Origin of the sequence: Brevibacillus choshinensis (genome assembly GCF_001420695.1) — a bacterium.
GTDB classification, from domain to species: Bacteria; Bacillota; Bacilli; order Brevibacillales; family Brevibacillaceae; genus Brevibacillus; species Brevibacillus choshinensis.
This window is the reverse complement of sequence record NZ_LJJB01000013.1, coordinates 155,076-175,869: the sequence shown is the minus strand read 5'-3', so window position 1 is coordinate 175,869 and position 20,794 is coordinate 155,076. Positions and strand designations below refer to the sequence as shown.

The 20,794-nt window shown below is 49.2% G+C and carries 13 protein-coding genes and 1 pseudogene; 1 reads left to right on the top strand and 13 read right to left on the bottom strand.

The genetic code is table 11. The features are described from left to right. Positions 1-4: 4 nt before the first annotated feature. The 13 genes and pseudogenes from AN963_RS21020 to AN963_RS20960 form a co-directional block, all read right to left on the bottom strand. The gene (locus AN963_RS21020) at positions 5-1,153 is read right to left on the bottom strand and encodes a stalk domain-containing protein (protein WP_055746522.1); all 1,149 of its coding nucleotides are present in this window, start codon (positions 1,151-1,153) and stop codon (positions 5-7) included. Positions 1,154-1,513: 360 nt separating this feature from the next. Further along, on the bottom strand, positions 1,514-2,476 hold the full coding sequence (locus tag AN963_RS21015) for an NAD(P)-dependent alcohol dehydrogenase (RefSeq protein WP_055746521.1): 963 nt from the start codon (positions 2,474-2,476) through the stop codon (positions 1,514-1,516). Between the two features lie 411 nt (positions 2,477-2,887). After that, positions 2,888-3,541, bottom strand: coding sequence for an SMI1/KNR4 family protein (locus AN963_RS21010; protein WP_055746520.1), 654 nt, complete (start codon positions 3,539-3,541; stop codon positions 2,888-2,890). A gap of 336 nt (positions 3,542-3,877) precedes the next feature. Further along, positions 3,878-4,151, bottom strand: a pseudogene (locus AN963_RS21005) (SDR family NAD(P)-dependent oxidoreductase); the annotation flags it as partial. A gap of 168 nt (positions 4,152-4,319) precedes the next feature. Beyond that, positions 4,320-5,534, bottom strand: a complete 1,215-nt coding sequence (locus AN963_RS21000; RefSeq protein WP_055746518.1) for an MFS transporter — start codon at positions 5,532-5,534, stop codon at positions 4,320-4,322. A 241-nt stretch (positions 5,535-5,775) separates the two neighbouring features. Beyond that, positions 5,776-8,991 carry a UvrD-helicase domain-containing protein gene (locus tag AN963_RS20995; RefSeq protein WP_055746517.1) on the bottom strand — a complete coding sequence of 1,072 codons (3,216 nt, stop codon included), beginning with the start codon at positions 8,989-8,991 and terminating at the stop codon, positions 5,776-5,778. Continuing rightward, on the bottom strand, positions 8,984-11,842 hold the full coding sequence (locus AN963_RS20990; RefSeq protein ID WP_055746516.1) for a PD-(D/E)XK nuclease family protein: 2,859 nt from the start codon (positions 11,840-11,842) through the stop codon (positions 8,984-8,986). The genes AN963_RS20995 and AN963_RS20990 overlap by 8 nt, the downstream gene beginning before the upstream one ends. Before the next feature lie 198 nt (positions 11,843-12,040). Next, positions 12,041-13,222: a M24 family metallopeptidase gene (locus tag AN963_RS20985; protein WP_055746515.1), complete on the bottom strand. Its 1,182-nt coding sequence runs from the start codon at positions 13,220-13,222 to the stop codon at positions 12,041-12,043. A gap of 24 nt (positions 13,223-13,246) precedes the next feature. Further along, complete coding sequence (locus AN963_RS20980; RefSeq protein WP_055746514.1) at positions 13,247-14,215, bottom strand: ABC transporter ATP-binding protein; 969 nt, start codon at positions 14,213-14,215, stop codon at positions 13,247-13,249. Beyond that, positions 14,205-15,206 carry an ABC transporter ATP-binding protein gene (locus AN963_RS20975; RefSeq protein ID WP_055746513.1) on the bottom strand — a complete coding sequence of 334 codons (1,002 nt, stop codon included), beginning with the start codon at positions 15,204-15,206 and terminating at the stop codon, positions 14,205-14,207. Before AN963_RS20975 ends, AN963_RS20980 begins: the two co-directional genes overlap by 11 nt. 13 nt (positions 15,207-15,219) lie before the next feature. Continuing rightward, positions 15,220-16,131, bottom strand: coding sequence for an ABC transporter permease (locus AN963_RS20970; RefSeq protein ID WP_055746512.1), 912 nt, complete (start codon positions 16,129-16,131; stop codon positions 15,220-15,222). Positions 16,132-16,142: 11 nt separating this feature from the next. Beyond that, positions 16,143-17,060 carry an ABC transporter permease gene (locus tag AN963_RS20965; protein ID WP_055746511.1) on the bottom strand — a complete coding sequence of 306 codons (918 nt, stop codon included), beginning with the start codon at positions 17,058-17,060 and terminating at the stop codon, positions 16,143-16,145. A 34-nt stretch (positions 17,061-17,094) separates the two neighbouring features. Beyond that, complete coding sequence (locus tag AN963_RS20960) at positions 17,095-18,678, bottom strand: ABC transporter substrate-binding protein (protein ID WP_055746510.1); 1,584 nt, start codon at positions 18,676-18,678, stop codon at positions 17,095-17,097. Positions 18,679-18,900: 222 nt separating this feature from the next. On the opposite strand from AN963_RS20960, the gene AN963_RS20955 reads away from it, so the two are divergent. After that, the gene (locus AN963_RS20955; RefSeq protein ID WP_055746509.1) at positions 18,901-20,775 is read left to right on the top strand and encodes a helix-turn-helix domain-containing protein; all 1,875 of its coding nucleotides are present in this window, start codon (positions 18,901-18,903) and stop codon (positions 20,773-20,775) included. The last annotated feature ends 19 nt before the right edge of the window (positions 20,776-20,794 follow it).

Genomic DNA, 20,794 nt, shown 5'->3' with positions numbered 1-20,794 from the left:
CCATCTACTTCACGGCAAGTGACACTCCATCTATCGTGTTGACCGGCAATATTTTATCTCTCCCCAAACTCGCAACATAGGCGAGAACCTTCTCCAGCAACGCTGGCTTAATTTCATACAGGTCTCTGTTATCCGGGTCGATACCGTGCAACATGATGATGCACCATTGCTTGTTTTTTACAGCCTCATCAATTCGCAGTTTAATTTGATCGAAAGTCGTCTCATTGGTTACGGCAATTGCTGTATGCAGCCATAGTTTGTCTGCAGATGGAACGTCGTTCTGCAGGTGTTCAAAATTTCTCGCTGCTTTATAGTATTTTTTCACTGAAGCTTTTACTCGCTTGTCATACATAGAAAACGGGATCCCGATCGTTTGAACCTTTGGGACAATCTGTTCCAACACCGCTTTACTTTCTCTCAATTCAAAGTCCAAATCTTCATCCGAAAGAGTCGTTAACCCGTCCGCATGAGAAAAACTGTGAGAACCGATTTCGACCCCGCGATCGTACATATCTCTAATTTGATCGGCATCAAGATACATCGTCCGAGCACCGTCTTTAATCCTTCCGGCAATGATATTGTCGGTTGCTGGAATTCCGTATTTTTCGTGCAACGGCAAAGCAAAATCATAAAAGGTATCCAATCCGTCATCATAAGAGAACGTAATCATGGCTTGTCCGTTGAAGTCCTTGGCCGAAGGATTGACGATCTTGTTTGTAATCCATACCGATTGTTGGGATGTATTCCACTGAACCCCACTCCCCAATCCTTCAGCCAAATCCCTAGCAGGTACCCATGCTTTGTCCTTTATCATTTTGGGTGAAACCCCGGATTTTACCTCTTTCCCGTTGATGACGAGTCTCATTGCTTGCGCTGATGATTCATTCTTGCTCATTTCTAAGGAAACATCCTTTTTCTGTTCTCCTGTGATCACGTGAACAGCTCGATTGGCAGCATCCCATTTCACGGTAGCCCCCAATTCCTCGGCCACTGCGCGAACGGGAACGAACGCCCTCCCTTTTATGATTTGTGGAGAAGCATCTATTTTCCCCACTTGACCGTTCATCACCAGTGTAATAGGTTGTGCGGCAGATACTACCCCGGCTGAAGAAACCATCGCTCCAACCAGCAACCCAGAAATGATCTTTCGCATCTCACTCCTCCTCCTCATTACTAATCAACGTATCGACATTCGTAGGCGTAGGGTAGTCTTGTCCAAAAAAGGCTTCTACCCGTTTGGCAAACTGTTCCATACACTTATATAAACGTGAGTTCGGGGATGATTTGTTGCACACAATTTGCTGAATGCCGGCGAATACTGGCAGAGTTGGCTCTATCTGCGTATGGAAAGGGGCTGTTGTTAGCTAAACAGGTGGCCGATCATATCGGCAGCCTGTTGTCATTGTACGATCGTGCCCGTAGTTAAACAAAACAAAAAACGGGTGCCGCAGCACCCGTTTTATTATACTTTCGAACCTGGTAGTTGAACGCACGATTATTCCAACCTATTACCTTATCGAACAATTAACACCACGTTGCCTATCTTATGGCCCTGCTCTACATAGTAGTGGGCCTCCGACGCTTGCTCCAGCGGATAACTGCGGTCGATGACCGAGCGCAGCTTGCCTGCCTCGATCAGCCCCTTCAGATACATCAAGTCTTCCGCGTTTTCCTTCGATGTTCCGCCGATCACGTTCTTGCCGCTCGTTAATTTGACCCATAGCCCACGAACTACCGGCAGTGGGCTCATATGTACCGCTCTCAGGTAGAAGCCGGTTGGTGTCAGACGCTCGACGCAAGCCTTGAACGGACTCTTTCCGACCGTATCGAAAATGATATCGTAGGCCGGACCGTCATTTTCAAACTTTTCTTTCGTATAATCGATGACTCGGTCGGCTCCCAGCGATCTCACCAATTCCACATTAGACGTGCTGCATACTCCGGTTACCTCCGCACCGAAATGCTTGGCGAGCTGCACCGCATTCGTCCCGACGCTGCCGGAGGCGCCGTAGACGAGCACGCGCCTACTGTTCTGGATATTGCCCTTCCGGAGAAATTGCAAGGCAGTATAGGCACCGACCGGAACTGCTGCCGCCTCCTCGAACGTCATGTTCGTTGGCTTGAGCGCAACGCAGCCGTTCTCAGGCATGCATTTGTATTCGGCATACGCGCCGAAGTCCATTCCGCAGGCGGCATAGACGGCATCCCCCGGCTTGAACTGAGTAACGCCGCTGCCCGTTGATTCGACCACGCCCGCCAATTCGAATCCGAGAATCTTGATTCGCTTCGGTCTCCGCAGACCGTTGAACAGCCGCACCAGGAAAGGATCTGCCTTGCGTAAGCGCCAATCCCCTGCTGCAGCGGTTGCAGCATAGACTTTAATCAATATCTCGTCGTCCTTCGGTACCGGCTTGGCGACCTCCCGCAGCTGCAGTACATTTGGAGGTCCGTAACGCTCATATACGATCGCTTTCATCCCTTCCTCCTCCATTCAACTTTTGCTATCTTCCCATTTTATACGGTGTAATTCGATTTAAGTTCTGCTTTATTTCTGATGCGAGTGCATGGGTGGTCTGCCGAGGAGAACAGCTACTAATAGGTTGTTGCCGGCTCGTGTAGAACGGATCCATGCATCATTTCCCCGTACGATAGCTTTCACCTCATTTTTGTAAGCAGTTTTCATTTCGAACTATCCTGTCGATTTGTACAGCAAAGACTGCCATTTCAGTGTTGGCAGCCTCTGTTGTTATTACGATATTGAACCCGTTAGCCATCCATGCAGCTAAGCTGCACCACAGATTATGAAAATGGCTGATCGTTCCCGTGGTAGTCGGATTCGTAAAGAATTACATACTGAAAAACGGTTTAAATGATTTCACTCGTTTTTCTACAATCGATCTAGTTTCATGATGGATCTGAATTCATTAGCTGCTTCTCCATCAGGAACAATGCCACTGTTTATATTCATTGTAAAGGGAATCCATTGCCAGTCTTCAGCGCCAACAAAAGCTATTCTCGACCATTTATCCATAAAATCACGGAAATTCTCCCCAATGATATAGCCATGACCTTCTCCATCATCGTGACTCAGATAAACTACGGGAGGGTCATCATTTCCATTCAAATCAAACGCTATATAATCGCCATTTCCAACCGCAAGAAAGGCTAATTTATTGTGCCAAACAGCGTCGTATTCATCTTCCCTATTCGTGAAGACATTCTCCGCCCACCCTTTTCTTTCCCCGTCAAATTCCTGGATCAGATTCAGTCCCCAATGCGGAGTGCCGCCAAATATTCCTCTGAATTTTCCAGGAAGCTCGAAGTCATCCGGCACAAACCATCGAAAACTGAAACTTGAAGAGAATTCTACTAGTGTCTTTTTAAAACTCGTAGGCAAAGGAAATCCTAACGTTCTTTCAATTTCTGCAACTTGCTCTTCTGAAGCAGGCTCTTCCATCCGTATTTCTTGAACATCTCCGCCAATTTCTCTTATTCGATGAGCAATGATTTCGATACGTTGCTTCCATTCGTAAAAATTCAATAATGGACCTCCTCAATGTGAAAAAGTGGTTATTTTTGCAACTCCAGTGACGTTGCCTCATCGATTTGAATGCAGATTAACCTTATAATAAATAAAGGTTCCTCTTTCGCAAAAGATGAATTTGATAGGAATAAGCTGAGTCCCCCATTGGGATAAATCAAAGGTTCTCCATAGGATATTTATGCTTCATTCCCTTTCTCATCCTTAGTATTTGGTTTTATTCATTATACATAAAAATGGAAATCAATCATGTTGCATGCTGCTCGATAGTAAAACAAAGACTGCCGTTTAAATGCCGGCAGTCTCTTTTTGTGTTTGTAATCTTGATTCCGTCGTTTAGGAGATCTCACTTACTAGTTGACTTAGAGCCTTTTCAATCGGTGTTACTGGCCGTCCAAGAAGCTTTTCGAAATCGCTGTTCTCGATCTCCAGGTTGCCTTCCCGAATGCCTTGCTGGATTCCTACAAGAATAGGGATAACGAAGTCTGGCACCCCAGCATTCTTTATCAGCGGCATCGTCGACTTGCTGCACAGGTACTTCCTTACTCAATACGTGACCGAGGGCGGACGCCAATTCTTCCTGCGTTAGCAGCTTACCGGACAACCGAAAAAAAATAGGGATAAACAGTAAGAGCTCTCTACCCGTGAAGAGAGCTCTTTTCCTTCGTTACCGTTTATAACAGCTCAAGCATCGTAGCCATTCGCCACCGTTTACATTCACGTTTTCCAAGTCAAGGGATAGCTCTCGGATAACAGCCAACGCCTGATGCGAAAACATCTATTTACTGGTGACCTGCCCCACCTTTGCTTCTTTGCTTTTTTGCATCAATGGAAGCAACAGCAGCGCCCCCACCAAAAACAGTAGACCACTTCCTGAAAAGACTGCCGCCAACGAAAGACCATCTTTCACAAGTCCTGACGTCGACATCCCTACGACCATCATCCCCATAAACACAGGTGAAAGAGCTCCTCCGACCCGCCCAACAAAGTCGACCTCCGTATTTTGCATAATCATCGTATTGATCCCTACATGAATGCATGGATAGAACAAACCGCTGAGCGCCTCCAGAATTAGCGTAATCCAGATGGAGTGTGACCATCCAATTCCAATCGTACATACCGTGCTCACCAGTAGTCCCACTGCGAGCAAGGTCTGGGGCTTCACTTTTTTCGCGGCGCTCATGATGATCGCTCCGCCAACCAGCATCGCCGCTCCATTGGCCATGAGCAGCCAACGCATAAACTCTTTTCCCATCGCCAAGTTCTCAATGGCCACAAAGATGATCAGGGGTTGGATGAGACCTACAGCCATGCCAGCTACCGCAAAGGTTCCCCCCAACGTCCTCAGCACGCGGTTATCCCAGACGTACCGAAGACCTTCCACTAGCTCCTGCTTGAAATTTGGTTTCTTTGTCGAGCCTTCTTCCGCTTGAGCATCCCGTGGGAGCAGCATCAAAACGAGTGCGGATGTAAAAAACAAGAAACCTGTTAACGCAATGGAAACCTCGATCCCGTACTGCTGATAGATGTACGTACCAATTACCGGGCCGATGACCATGAAGACTGCCATCATCGACTGGAACATCGCCATGACGCTCTGGAGCTGCTCGGGCGGTACGTGCTGCTTGAACAACTTCATGGCAGATGGCTGCGAAAACTGGGACATGATCGCAGAAAACAAAGTAGACACTAACAACGCGTGCCAGGAGCCGTACACGAGAGCGATCAGTACAGCAAACAGCGAAAGACCCGACAACAGGTCACAGTTGATCATCGTGCGCCTCGGCTTCCATCGATCAGCGAATGTCCCCCCGATAATGGCGAACAGAAATATGGGCGCATACTCGACAACCGAGATGAGCGACACGTACAAGGGATCATTGTGAGTCAGATCCGTCACATACAAAAGAATGGCAAAATTTCGTATCCAGATCCCGAGCTGTAAAAATGCACGGGACAGGATGATCGTGCGGACGTAGCGATTTTGCAACAAAAGAACGTGCCCCTCTCCACGTATTATAAACAAACAACCAAATTAATTGTTTATTTATAGACACTTTATATTTTCATCTATTAATAGTCAATGTGTTTTTGGATTATCCATTCGTTTTCCTGCTTCGCATAAACGAGACAACCCAAAAAACCTGCACGTATCCGACAGGTTTCTCTGGGAAAGCTCATCAAAATGAATGACTAGACAAAATATCAATCCGCCTATAAATGAACTTCGCTACTCACGCTCTCTTCGTCACTACATATCGATCCTGAGAAACAAAGTACAAGCCTGCTTCCTTCACCCGATACCCCAGCCGTTCCCATTCCTCGGCATACGTCATGACTTGTGGCCGATAGAACTCGATGAAAGCTTGTTCATGCTCCGGCGCGTACAAATCGTTCTTAAAGTCAACGATTACCCAGCCATCTTCCTCCTCGAACAAAAAGTCAATAACGCCCTTCAATCGTGTATTTTCTCGTGAGGCGAATAGGGAAAACTCATGGAAAGACTGTCTTGCCTGAAGACTTCGTGCCCATAGCTGACTGTTGATTACTCGTTTGACAGCCTTACTCGCCTCTTCGTGCCATTTCAGGTCGAGCCCTTCTTCTTCGGCTACCATTCGGAGAAACGCATCCTGTCTTTCTGATGCCAAGCCATTCCCGAGTGCTTCCAAGACCCGATGAACGACAGAACCAAATGCCAAGCCTCTCCCCTCTTTAGGACGAGGAAGCTCCCCTGCGAAATTCCCCTTTGCCTTTTCCGTCACGCTACTTCGTGCAAAAGTGGGCAAAGATGCTTCCTTTCGCCACGTATCCCACAAATGGAGCGAATTATCGAGGGCTTCTCTCATTTGAAGTGGCATGTCCAGCTCCCGAACAGGCACTTCCAATTCCGGTTGGTACTGCAAGTGATCCTGGAGCATATTCCACGGGTCTATCGTCGGCTTGGAAGGATATTGACTGATGACCAGCATTTGTCTGGCTCGCGTGGTCGCCACGTAGAGCAACCGCTCCTCCTCGGCGAGAAGATAGACCTTTTCCTTATCAGCTATTACTTCCCAGCCGACCGGTTGCGCGATGAGCTCGTCAGGAAAGGGTGCCTTTTCGCGAAGGATCGTGAAATACCCAATGGCAGGGTCTGTCCCACGATCAACATGCTCGGTAGCGTCGTGCACCTTTTGGCCGCATGGGCCTGCCAAGAACACCACCGGTGCCTCCAGTCCCTTTGCCTTATGGACATTCATGATGCGTACCGCTTTTCCAGAACCAGCAAATAAACTACAGCTCTCCATGGCTTTGTCGTCATTTTGCCGCTGTAAAAATAACGTCAACTCTTGCCAGCTAGCTGAAATGGAAGGTTTGAGATGGATCATCTCCAAAAGCTTCACTAGTGTACCGGAACGGATGGCCCCTGTTTCTTTGGTTGCTGCATAGGGAAGCAGCCCCATGTCATCGATGATCCGAGTAAATGCACTGATAGCTGGCAACGAGGATACCCACTCTCGATATCGTTGAATTCGCAGAAGAGCATGGTACACAGGCATGGCCTTTTCCGAAAAGAATGCGTCTGATGGTAAAGAATTTACACGGATGGCTCCGGCCTGCATTCGGTAGTGATATAGTGCTTCGTCGCTCACGCCGAAAAACATGCCTCGCAGAACAGCAAGTAAGGAAATCTGATCACTCGAATCATTCAAACAGGTTGTCAGCGTCAGCAGTGCTTTCAGCTCTTCATAGGTGGCCCAGTTGCCTGTCGTATCTGAGGGAACCCCATATCGCTCCAGCTTTTCGGCATAGTGTCCTATATGCTGACGCTGCTTGAGCAGGATGAGGAAGTCCCCAGGCTCTGCGTGTCGCACAGTCAGCGATTCTCGGCCTTTTTCCTGGATGAGCATATTCCCTTGGCATGCCCACGCGATGTATTGGGCGATCCGTTCTGCATCGTTATTCACGATGTCTTCTTTTTTATCCCGCTCTTGTTTTGGGATGGTTAAAGTAAAGACACCGTGATGCTGTTCCTCTGGGGGATTTTCCTGCACTGTCATCATTTTCACAAACTGCGCTTGGTGGTCACTCGCTTCCCCAGCTGGTGGAAAGCGATGTACGAAGGCCTCATTCACAAAGTCTCCAATCGCGTGAACCGAACGAAAGTTATCAGTCAGTTGCAGCACATCTCCATGGGCCGCAACCCGTTCCCTTACGAAGTTGTAGGTGGAAATGTCCGCCCGTCGAAAGCGATAGATCGATTGCTTCGGATCACCGACAATAAACAACGAGCCAGGACGAGGAACCTGGTGACGCCAATCGTGTTCATCAGGTTCCGCTCCCGTCAGCAGCAACATCATCTCAGCCTGGATCGGATCTGTATCCTGAAACTCATCCACGAGCAAATGAGTGTAGCGTCGAGCAAAATACGCACGAACCTCTGCATTTCGTCGCAATAGCTCAGCTGTACGCAGGAGGAGATCTTGAAAATCCAGCATGCCTGCTTCCAGACGCTTTTGTCTGCTATAGGCAATGACGGGCAGTACCAATTGGATGAGCTGCGGATGCAAATATTCCCTCCAAGCTGTCAGGAAGGGAAGTAGTACCGTTTGCTTCCAGTCAAGGAATCTATCCCGATGCTCTTTTGCCATCGTTGGATCCGTCCACCGGTTTTGAACCACGTCGAGAGATCGATCGAACATTTTGGCCAGCGCGAGGACATTCCGACTGTCGACAAGATCGGTATGCTCCAGAAAACGACTGGCGTGATGGATCGCTTCCTGCAGTTTATCCCAGCCTTTCTCGGGAGTATGTGTAGGGATATATTTCTTGGCCGCCACGAGCATGTCCGGTACGGTCAAACGAATGAGATCGTATTCAGGTTCAGCTACCTTTTGGGTAAAAATCGTGACATCCTCATACTCGGATACACGTAAATAAACGACACGCAAATCTTCCACGGTGACACCCAGAGAAAGCCATTCATCCAGTGCTCCATATTGCTCGGTTTCACTCAGCATTTCTATGTACTGATCCCAACACCGATTTTGCCATTCGACGGCTGTCCGCTCTTCCATTTCGCTAAAGCTCGGGTCTACCCCCGCTTCTATCGGTCGCTCCCGCAGCAGCCTTCCACAAAATGAATGGATCGTACCGATCATACACTGATTCATTTGCTGCAACGCCCGCTCCAAACGTTGTCGTTCCATTTCATCGACAGCTTTCTCCCACTCTTTTTCCAGGCGGAAGCGAAATCTCCCTCTCAATTCGGAAGCAGCTTTGTTCGTAAAAGTGATCGCGGCGATCTGCTTCATCTCTGCCCTGCCCGTCTTCACCAAATTAAGCATACGTCCTACGAGAGACGTCGTTTTTCCTGAACCAGCTCCTGCCTCAACCAGCAAAGTCGTGTCCAAGTCATTTAAAATACGTTCCCTTGCTGCTTGATCCTCCATCGCTGCATGATTAAGCATAATCTTCCACCTCCAAAAACGGAGATAACCGCTCCTGGTTCATAGCTGCCTCTCGCTTTTTTTTCATGGCTTTCGCCTGTTTTCCGCAGGCCGCTTCATACTGACAAGATGTACAGATGCTCGCCTCCTGTGTGGGAGGAAATATCCCTCGCTGAATCGACTCGGTCAACCGCGAGACCAGAGCCGCGGTCTCTTCTCGACGATTCTGCTTACGTGCGACCTCCTGTCCTTGACCTTTGTCAGTAGGAAAGTAATAAGAAGACTCTACTACCTCAGCGGACGGATCAGCGCCTGTTTTTCGCAACCACTGCTCCACTGCAATCGCATAGATCGCATGCTGCAATTGCGTGCCTCTGGAAAAGTACTCTTGCTCCTTGAACTTGCGCGGTGCCCCTGTCTTGTAATCGACAATTCTGTACTTGCCCGGCTCCACTTCATCCACGCGATCGACATAAGCTTGCAAGGGCAAGATGAACTCTTCACTCATTTCTACCTGAAACATCTCCTCTTGCTGATGCACAGCCAATTCCAGATACCGAGGAACGGCCTTTCGCTTTTTCTCCCCCGCCCAGAACACCTCGACATCTCGGCGGATTTCATCGCACTCCTTCTGCATGATCGGGGTACTAGGAGAAGGAACCTCCTGCCTGAGTCGTGCGAGCTCTTCCTCCATGATTATTTCGAGACGGACCAGATCGTGAGCTCCGCCATGTTCCTGCGTTTGAGCCGTATACCGATGAAAAATGGCATGCAGCAGCGTTCCTTTCTGTGTATGGCTCAACCACTTGGTGCGATCAAATGTAGCGACTTCTTTTGGCCTCACCCGTAGAACCTCGTGAAAAAAGAATTGAGTCGGGCAGCGCGCGTACATCTCTAGCTTGCTGACGCTTGTCGCATCGGGAATTCCGTCAGGTAAGAAAACCCCCTCGTATTCGCCCACCAGCAGATCGGCTCTGGCACTCGCCGCCTTTTCCCCGTTTGCCAGATGTCCATAGACAGCCAATACTTGCTGATTCCCTTGATATATCTGACCCGTATGCGAAATCAACCGCTTCATCCACGACTCCTGCTCATCCAGCACAACCGGATTGCTCGATTGAACGTACCCCACTGGACGACCTAGCTGCTCCAACAGCTCCTCAATCGTCGTATCCGGGAGTTCTCGCGATTGGCGAAAAACATGCAACAGCTCGTATGCGGGATTGCAGGACTGATTGTCAGAGATGCGAAAAGAAGTAAAGCTGTAGGTACAGGCTCCATGAATCATCCCCAGCCTTCTGTTCCGTTTGCCGAGATGCTGTGCAGCTTTTTCCTCGCTTGTACGCAAGAGTGGGCTGATTCTCGCGCGCTCTTCATCGAGCAGGACTAGATCTTGGCTTGCTGCCCCTGTCCAGCTACTCTCATCCATCCCGATCAGGTAGGTATTGCTACGCCCGGTCTGACCTCCGTCTTGCAAGGAGCTGACATGCAGCTTTCCGGCACCAGGTGTTCCATCTGTGCCCACAACGATGGCCTCCACCACTGCTCTGCCAAATCGGATCACGTCTGCCCCCTTCATCGCAGGCAACTCTACATTCCGCAGGCTTTTCTCCCATTGCTTTAGCCGTTGTTTCACCTGGCTATCATGGACCGTTCGTACAGGAACAGTCTCCAAAAACACCAGCCATCCACGAACGAGATCCTGCATAGTCCACGCATCGCGATCTACAGGCAATACGGCGAAGAGGCGTTCGAAAAAGGTAAAGCACATCTCTCTGACTCGGTTTTCCTGCTCATCATTGCCTTGGTTTTGTTGCGCGCGCAAAAGAGAATATCTCTCCCTCCCCCACCCGATCCCGGAGCATTCCAGCATCCGGATCACCGACTGCCGATCTTTACCCTTGGAAGCAATAGAGAATAGCCCTTGTTTGCATGCTCGCAACATGGGATCTAGAGGGTATCCTGATTCCAGCCAGTCTAGGTAAAGAACTGTGGCTCGCCCCACACGGGAGTAAATCATCGGCAAGCCTTGCGAAAACGTGCATGGTATGGAGGCATTCATCGCAAAAGAATGAATGATCGGTGCATAAGTACGATAGTCTGAAGCGATGATTTCCACCTCATCATAGGACACTCGCTGTTCGGCCATCCTGCGGAACATCTCACGAACCTCTGCTACAGGACCGAGGGCGTGGAAAAAGGAAGCCTTCTCTGTGGGCAAGCCTATGACACTCATCCGTGGAGAGCCTTTCTCTCGTAAAAAATACAGCTTGCTTTGTGTGAGGATATCAAGTGCAGCTAGCTGCGCTGGCGTCAGATCAGCCTGCTCTTCGATTATGATCATAGAGGGCAATCGCATGGGGTGGACGTAGCGCTGCAAGTCTGCATCGTCTACCCATGCGTGCTCCTGCAAATACCTTTCATAACGGGTCAAAAGCGCCTGTACATAGCTTCCCTTTTGTTTATTTTCAAAGCTTGCAGCAGGCTCCAGCTGATCAGCCCTTAACCCTGCCTGTCGCATTTCGCCGATGGCAGTGTGAAAGCAACGGACGATGCCAAAAGAGAGCATGGAAGCTGTTAGGTATGCACCTTCCACCCGAGCAAGCTCATGCATCAGAAAATGAATGATCCAAAAGCTTTCCTCCGAGGTCGTATACGTCAGACCCTGCTCAAATAGGGTGAGACGGCTCTGTTCGAGGATAAAGGTCTGTGGCGTCTGGACATGCAGATTGAGGACACTTCCCTGATTCATTCGCCCCAGCTGTTCTACCCACTGGTTGCCAACGGCAAAACGATCAGTTAGCAAAACTTTCTTTTCCAAGGGATTCGTTTGGATCAAACTATTCAGTTGTTCCAAAATAGATTGGGACATATCATGCACCTCCAGATGGGTAGGAAGCTGATCTCTAGCAAAATAAGATTCCTTTTCTATTAAAAAGATCGCCAAGATCACCTATGAATATCCCTCAATTCCAACTGTTTTAGAAGAATGCATAAAAAAGAGGGATATCTCCTCTGATCTCAATGATCACGAGGCGACGTCCCTCTTGTGCTCATACATTTACTTGGACTATACGCAAATCATAGAAGCCAAATCACGCGGATAATAGGTGAGCATCTCCATGCCGTCTTCCGTCACGACAACGGTATCCGAATGGCGGAATCCACCGAGACCGCGGACGTAAATGCCAGGTTCTACCGTCATCACCATTCCTGGCTGCATGATCGTGTGGTCACCCAGGTCAAAGAATGGTGCTTCATGACCTAGCAAACCAATCGCGTGACCCGTATGGTGCGAAGTCAGGTGCTGGATCTCGTTTTCCTTGAAGAAGGCTTGAACAGCTTCCTCCACATAGGACATCGGCTTGCCTGGCTTGATGTGCTGGAACGCGATGTCTTGGGCTTGCACCATGTAATTGAAATATTTCTCCTGCTCCTCGCTCACTTCTTGGACGAACATCGTACGCTCCAGTTCGCTATGGTAACCCCACACTTCACCTGCTGCTCCTGTCACCAGCGTATCACCCGTTTTCAGCACCAGATTTTGTGTGACGGCATGAGGGAAAGCTGACATCGGGCCAATCTGACCACGAAACAGGGCATAAGCAGTGTTTCCATGAGGCTTATACTCCGCTCCTAAAGTTTCGATCATCGCCATCGTGGCTTCAGAGGATGCCCTCGTTGTAATTTCAATTTCACTCAAGCCTGGCTTGGAATATTTTTGCAGCAAACGATGAGCGAGATTGCCCCAACGGCACGATTCCTTAATCAATTCAATTTCGGCCGCCGATTTGATCACCCGCATTTCCTCGACCCAACCATAGATAGAGGAAAAATCTTTTGCCTCCAGGAATTGACTGACCTTTTGGCCGCGATACCCCATGGAGGAACCATATCCATCTGCATCAAAACCGACTCGTTTCCCCGAGAAATTGGCTTCTACCAACGCATCCTTGAAATACTCCATCGGATGACGAAGGCCAGGGTACTCAGGATACGAGTGGACATGGTCTACGCAAGCAAACTCTTCGGCATGCTCATGCTCCAAGGCTGGAACAAACAGATGTGATTTTTGCTGTGGATCAATGAAAAATCCGATGGGTCTTTCGGTTGGATGAAAATGAAAGCCTGTCAGGTAGAAAATATCTACGACGCTGAACATGATGGCGCAATCGAGCTGGTTCGCTTGCAGCTTGTCGATGAGCTTTTTTTGACGTCCAATGAGTTCATGCTTTGGAATCGCGAGTAACATGTGATCTCCTCTTTTCATCTGTTTTTATGTTGCATATAAGTGGCAAGCGACGACATGATCCCCTGCTTCCACGACTGGTGGTCTCTCGGTTTTGCATATTTGCATGCAGTCGGGACAGCGCGGATGGAAATGACATCCCTCTGGAGGGTTGAGCGGACTGGGAACGTCTCCCATTAAGATCACTCTCTCTTTTTCTTCATCTGGATGGCTGATCGGTACGGCGGACAAGAGCGCTCTCGTGTATGGATGCTTGGGATTGGCAAAGAGCTCCTCCGTCTTCGCCTGCTCCACCAGCTTCCCTAGATACATCACTCCGACGCGATCCGTAATATGTCGGACTACACCCAGATCATGAGAGATAAAAATATAGGTCAACGCAAAATCGCGTTGTAACTGCAGGAGAAGATTGATCACCTGCGACTGAATGGAAACGTCCAGGGCGGAAACCGGCTCATCGGCGACAATCAGTTCGGGTTGCAGGATGACGGCGCGAGCGATCCCGATCCGCTGCCGCTGACCGCCTGAAAATTCATGCGGATACGAATGCAGATGGTATTCAGACAGCCCGACGATCTCCAGGATTTCAATAGCCTTTTGCACGCGTTCTTCAGGAGTAAACAACCCATGGACACGCAGCGGCTCTGTCAAAATCTGCAGGATCGTTTTTTTCGGATTCAAGGAAGCATAAGGATCTTGAAATACCATTTGCATTTTCCGCCGCAGCTTTCTCATTTCCGCATAGGGAAGCCTGGAAATGTCTCTCCCTGCATATCGGATTTCTCCCGATGTCAGCTCCTGCAGCTTGAGAATGGCCCTGCCTGTCGTCGATTTGCCGCATCCACTCTCCCCGACCAGCCCGAACGTCTCGCCTTTATATACAGTGAAAGTGACATCATCGACTGCACGTACCTGCTGCGCAGGCTGAAACCACCCTTTATTGATGTCATAGTACTTTTTCAGCTGTTTGATTTCGAGTAAAGGTTCAGGTAGCATGTGTCACCTCCTGAGGTTTGCTGATGGGAAACCAGCAGCGGCACAACTGATTTTCGATTGCGATGAGAGGGGGACGCTCTTCTCGGCATCGGTCGGTCGCATAAGAACAACGCGGAGCAAAAGCGCATCCAACCGGGACTTCGTCTGGACGTGGAACGCTACCCGGAATAGATTGCAGCTCTCCCTTACGCTCGTTGGACGTAGGCAACGAAGCGAGCAAGCCTTGGGTGTACGGATGCGTCGGACGATTGAAAATCGTGCGAACATCTGCGCTTTCCACGACCTGACCCGCGTACATGACGGTCACACGATCACACATCTCAGCGACTACTCCCAAATCATGCGTGATCAGCATCATCGCCATGTTCGTTCGTGCCTTGATTTCCTTCATCAATTGCAGGATTTGAGCCTGGATCGTCACGTCTAGCGCCGTAGTCGGTTCATCGGCAATCAGCAGCTTTGGCTGGCATAGCATCGCGAGTGAGATCATGGCCCGCTGCCGCATCCCTCCTGAGAGCTGGTGTGGATATTCATTCATAATCTGCTCGGCTCTCGGTATCCCTACCGATTGCAGCATGGCGATAACGGCTTGGCGAATCTCTTTTTTGCTCAGGCGTGTATGTTGTTTGAGCGGTTCACTCAGCTGTTGACCGATCGTAAAAACGGGATTGAGTGACGTCATTGGCTCTTGGAAAATCATTGAGATTTCATTTCCTCGCAGCTTGCGCATCTCGCGCTCCGACAACTGCGTAATGTCTCGCCCTGAAAAGAGGATGCGCCCCTGCTCGATATACGCCATTGGCTTCGGGAGCAAACCCATAACGGAAAGGGAGGTGACGCTCTTCCCGCAGCCGGACTCGCCCACAATGCCGACCGTCTCACCTTCATAAATCGTGAGGTCCACTCCATCTACAGCCTTCACAATCCCGTTTGCGGTCTTGAAATGCGTCTTTAACTGCTTCACTTCCAGAACCGGGGCCTTTTCTAGCATGGTTGTCCCCCCTTCAATTGCCTTTTAGCTCAGGATCGAGCACATCGCGGAGCCAATCCCCAAACAAATTGACACCTAAAGCGGTAATCACGATCGCGACCCCGGGAAACGTAATCAACCACCAGGCACTGAAAATATAGTCTTTTCCTTCACTGAGCATGTTTCCCCACGCTGGTTGAGGAGGCTGAACACCAAAGCCCAGGAAGCTGATCGAAGCTTCTGCGATGATATACGTCGCAATCTGCAGGGACGACAGCACGATAATGGGCGTAAACAAATTCGGTACGATATGCTTGAGAATGATCTCCCATCGCGGGACGCCTGTAGCGACGCAGGAGAGGATAAATTCTTTCTCCCGCAATGCCAACACTTCACTGCGCACCACCCGGGCATAGACGACCCAGCCTGCCACAGCCAACGAAATAATGATGTTCTTCAGTCCTGTCCCGATCACCGCATTGATGACGAGAACGAGCAGGATAAACGGAAAGCTGAGCACGACATCTACGATTCGCATGATGATGATATCGACCCACCCACGAAAGTAGCCCGCGATCACTCCTAATGCCGTCCCGACCAAACCGGCAACTACAACAGCACAACATCCAATTATCAGCGATACGCTCGTACCGTGAATCAGTCTGGAAAAGATGTCCCGCCCCAACTGATCGGTTCCGAGCAAATGCCCCTCCGTCATCGGTGGAAGCAGCTTTTTACTGAACTCCGCGAGATTGGGGTCATAAGGCGCTACCCACGAACCGAATACCCCGAGAAACAGCACGACCAAGATGATGATGAAACCTGCCAGCCCGGAAGGACTTTTCTTCAGCTGCCGAAAGTAGAAGCCCCACTTCCCATACCTTTTTTGAGCTTTTCGAAGAGGGCTCGGATTGACCCCGGTTTCCGTTACCGTTGTTGGATTCATGTGGTGTCCCCCTACTTGAATCGAATTTGTGGATTGACGTAGGCGTAGAGCACATCCACTACAAAGTTAATCACGGAATAGATGAAGGCAATGAAAAACACGCCTGCCATGACCACAGGAAAATCACGATTGAGCAAAGACTGCATCAAGAGCCGCCCCAATCCTGGCCAGGCAAAGACGACCTCCACAATGACCGCTCCGCCGAGTAGTACGCCCAAATCAAGCGCGACAAGCGTAATAATCGGGATCAGCGTATTCTTCAAGGCATATACCGAAAGAATTTTGTACATCGGTATCCCTGACGCCTTTGCTGTGCGGATATAGTCTTTTCGCAGAACGTCCAGCATCGTCGAACGTGTAAACCGGGCAAACCTCGCGACACTGTAGGCCGCTAATGTCAGTGCAGGCAAGATGAGATGAACGAAGGAACCTCCTCCCCCTGTCGGAAGCCACTTGAACTGGACTGCAAACACATAGATCAAGATCAGTCCGAGCCAAAAGCTGGGTAAGGCTTGACCCAGTACCGTAAATGCCACTCCCGTCTGGTCAAAGAGGGTATTTCGCTTGTACGCCGAGTTGATGCCGATGGGAAGGGCAATCAACAAGGAAAGCCCCAATGCGGTAAATGCCAACTGGAAAGTCGCTGGAATCCGACTGAGTACCGTCTGCAGCGCATCCTCCCTCGTACGCAAGGAGTTTCCGAAATCACCTTGAACGGCATTCACAATAAATTCGGTATACTGCACGAACAACGGCCGATCAAAACCAAGTGCTTTGCGAAATTCCTCCAGTTGTTCACGGGGTGCATCTGGTGGCAAAAAGAGAGCAGTCGGATCTCCAGACAGTCGGATAATGAAAAAGACAGTCGTCAGAGCCAAGAAGAGAACGACCAACACTTGCACCGTTCGTTTGATGAGATAGTCCAGCATACAATCCTCCTGACTACGTCGTCTTTTCGCGTTCCTACTTCGCCCACTTCATTTCAAATACAGAGAACTTTTCATCTGCACGCGGGGTAAACTCCAGATTTTTATCTACAGCGTAGAGATCGCCCTGCTGCCAGAGTGGGACCCAAGCGGCTTCCTCCACCAGTCGATTCTGCAGCTCGTCAAATCCTTTTTTACGTTCTGTCGGATCAAACACGGGTAATGCCTTCTGAATCATCGCTTCCACGTCTTTATCGTAGAAACCGCTGTAAGGCGCTTTTTCTGTAAAGAGATTCTCAATCGTGCCTTGCGCATCGAAAGCAGGGCCCCATCCGAGAATAAACATGTCCTTCATTTCATGCTGGCGGATCTTGGCGAGGTGATTGCCCCATTCATTTGCTTGAACGGTGACCGTGATCCCGATCTTTTGCAATTGGGAAGCAATCGCTTGGGCGACATGCGTATCCATGGGGTATCGACCGTTTGGTGTATCCAGCTGCAGCTTCAGGCTTTTCGGATCAATGTTCGCTTCTTTTAATAAAGCCATCGCCTTGTCTGGATCGTAGCCGTAATCTTTTGTCTCCGTATAATCGACATTCACTTTGGACAGCGGACCTGTCATTTTGGTTCCGTACCCGTTTAATACCGACTTCAGTAGATCATCCACATCAATGGCGTAGTTGATCGCCTGACGCACTCGTTTGTCTTTCAATGGCCCATCGTAAAACGTATTCAACGCCACGTAGTTGATCCTCGACGAACCAACCATCTCGATCTTGCCATTATCACTACTTTTCACGCGTTCCACTGAATCTACAGGAACGTTTTTAAACAAGTGAATTTCTCCACTCAAGAAGGCAGACAGACGAGCGCTGAATTCTGGAATGATTTTAAACGTCAGCTTTTTGATGGCGGGAGCACCTTGCCAGTACTCTTCATTGGCTACCAGCTGCAGTGACTCATCTCTTGTCCACTTTTCAAACTTGTAAGCGCCCGTCCCTACTGGATTGGTCGCGGCTTTTTCCAGTCCCACCTCTTGGGTATGCTTGGGTGCCATGATCAGCAGGTCGTCAGCGATCCGAAACAACAGAGTCGGGAACGGCTGAACGGTGATGATCTGTACTGTATTTTCATCGATGATCTTCACTTCTTTGATGTCCTTCCACCTCGAACGATAGAACGAGTTGTTCTTTTCATCCAAAATGTAGTCAATGTTGTATTTCACGGCCTCTGCATTGAAAAGCTCTCCATTGGTGAATTTGACTCCTGGACGCAGCTTGAACTCCCAGGTGAGCGGATCGAGGTTCTTCCATTCGGTCGCCAATACAGGAATGAGCGCACCATTTTTGTCTCGATCAATGAGAGGGTCGTAGATATTGCGAATCTGGATATCTGTCACGTAGTTCACATCGGTGTTCGCGAGCATGGTTGCGGCATCTGCCTCAAAGCCAATGACCAAATCTTGCTTGGGCGGGGCTGAGGGGGGTTCGTTTGTACCGCTCGGTTGGTTTTGAGTCGGTGGGTTACTCGGAGCCGTACCCGCTGTTTCTGGCGTGCAAGCTGCTAGCAGTACCGCTACTAGCAAAAACAGGTACAGGAGTGCATGATTCTTCCGTAACATTTCAATCCCCCTCTAATCAGTTATAACAAAATTTTCTGAATACATTAAATTTTATCAAAGAGGGCTTTTCTTTCTACGTATGTTTCTATGAATTTCTTTTACAAAACTTGTATGATTACACAAAAAACAAGAGAGGATCCTCTCCTTTCTCTTATAATAGAAGATGGGTGTAACTACCATTTAAACCTGCTTCTCACATCCTTTTCCCGTAAAGGTGGCCCCATGAAAAGTGAGCTGAGTCACGGACAATTGCAGATGTTGATTCAAGTGTCCAACGCTATTAATTCCACACTCGATCTGGACGTTGTATTCAATACCATCATGAAAGAGACGCTCTCTGTCATCGAAGCGGCTGACGAAGGGTATTTATTTCTGTATGACCCTGAGGATGACTACCTGACCGCCAAAAGTATCTTTTTGCGTAACAATGACGTGCTCTCTGTCGTTCGCCTCAAGCCTGGTGAGTCCATGACAGGCATTACCTTTCTCCAAAAAAAATGCACACATTTTCCCGACCGCGAAAGTGTGTACCAGGCTACCCGCACCATGTCGACTCCCAATCAGGAGAGATTGCGCGCAGCAGACCCTATCTTTCCGTACTCAGCTGCTGGCGCTCCCATCATGTCCAATGGCGAGTGCATCGGAGTCATCACACTGGACTGCTTTCGTTCCGACGCTTCCTTCAAACCAGAAGATATTCAGCTGCTGGAAGCCATCTCCCATCAAGCTGCCATCGCCTTGGAAAAAGCCAATTTATATCGGGACAAAGAAAACTCCGTCCAACTGCTAGAAACGATGAACACGCAAATGAAGCAGCAAAATCAGCTACTCAATCGCTCCCTGGAAATTCATCAAAGCTTGGCAGAGTTAGTGCTGCATGGAGAGGGCGTGCATGCGATCCTGCGCTATGTCCACCAGCTCATGGACAAGCCGATCGTCCTCATGGATCAACTGGGCGAAATCCTGTCTTCCTCCCCTGTACTTTCAGCCATTCAAAACGGAGGTAAACTGGATGACATGCAGCAGGTGATCCAGTCCACTCTGACCCATGTGGCGGCGTACCCGCTATTTGGCACGAGAAAGACTCCCAATGGCTTCATGATGTTCCCGATTGGAGCCAAACCGAACTTTTTGGGCTATCTGGCATTGCTCACGGATGAGCCTTTGGACGAAGTAGACATGGCCGCATTGGAGCACGTATGCACCGTCATTTCCTTTGAGCTGGTCAAAGAACAAGCCGTCTTTGAAACCGAGCAAAATCTGAAAGGCCAGTTTATCGAACAGCTTTTTACCGGTCATATCAGCACGCGACTGATCGAGCAAGCCCGACATTTGCAGATGGATCCAAATCGCTCCTATCAAGTGTTGACGATCAATTTTGAGAACGACCTGCGGGATTCTCCTGACTTTTACAACCGTTTGCTTGCCGCTCGCAGGAACCTCATCCAGTTCGCTACGGATTGTTTTTTGCACGCCTACCCGCTCGGCATGATTGTCGCTAAGCAGGATCATTTGGTCGTATTGCTTTCTTATGCAAGCAACCTAGTCTGGAAGGACATCCAGCGTTCCCTCAAAGAGCACTGCCAAAAATTCACGGCAAGCATCCAAGGGAAAAAGTGGGGACTAAAGGCATCGATCGGAATCGGGGGCGTCAAGAGTGGGTTAAAGGATGTCTACAAATCTTCGGAGGAAGCGATGAGATGCCTCACTTTCCTGAAGAACTACAAAATGGAGCAAGCCTACTTGAGCTATGCAGAGCTAGGCGGCAAACGTTTGCTGCTGCAAAACGCTACAGAAGATTTGTTGGATTACGTGTTTGAAATACTTGGTCCCCTTTTACGCTATGAAAAATCAAGAAAAAGAGAGTTTTTACAAACCCTCACGACTTATCTCGATCATAGCCTTAAGATGAAAGAAACAGCAGGTTCGCTAAATATACACCTGAATAGCCTGATCTATCGGATAAAGCGAATCGAAGAAATACTAGAGATTTCGTTTACGAACCAGAAACAGTTTCTCGACGTCAGCCTAGCGATCCAGATCTATCAATTGATGGAGAACGAGATAGAGGAAAGGCTGCTCGAGCACGCCAAATAAAGCTGACACCTGTCATGCG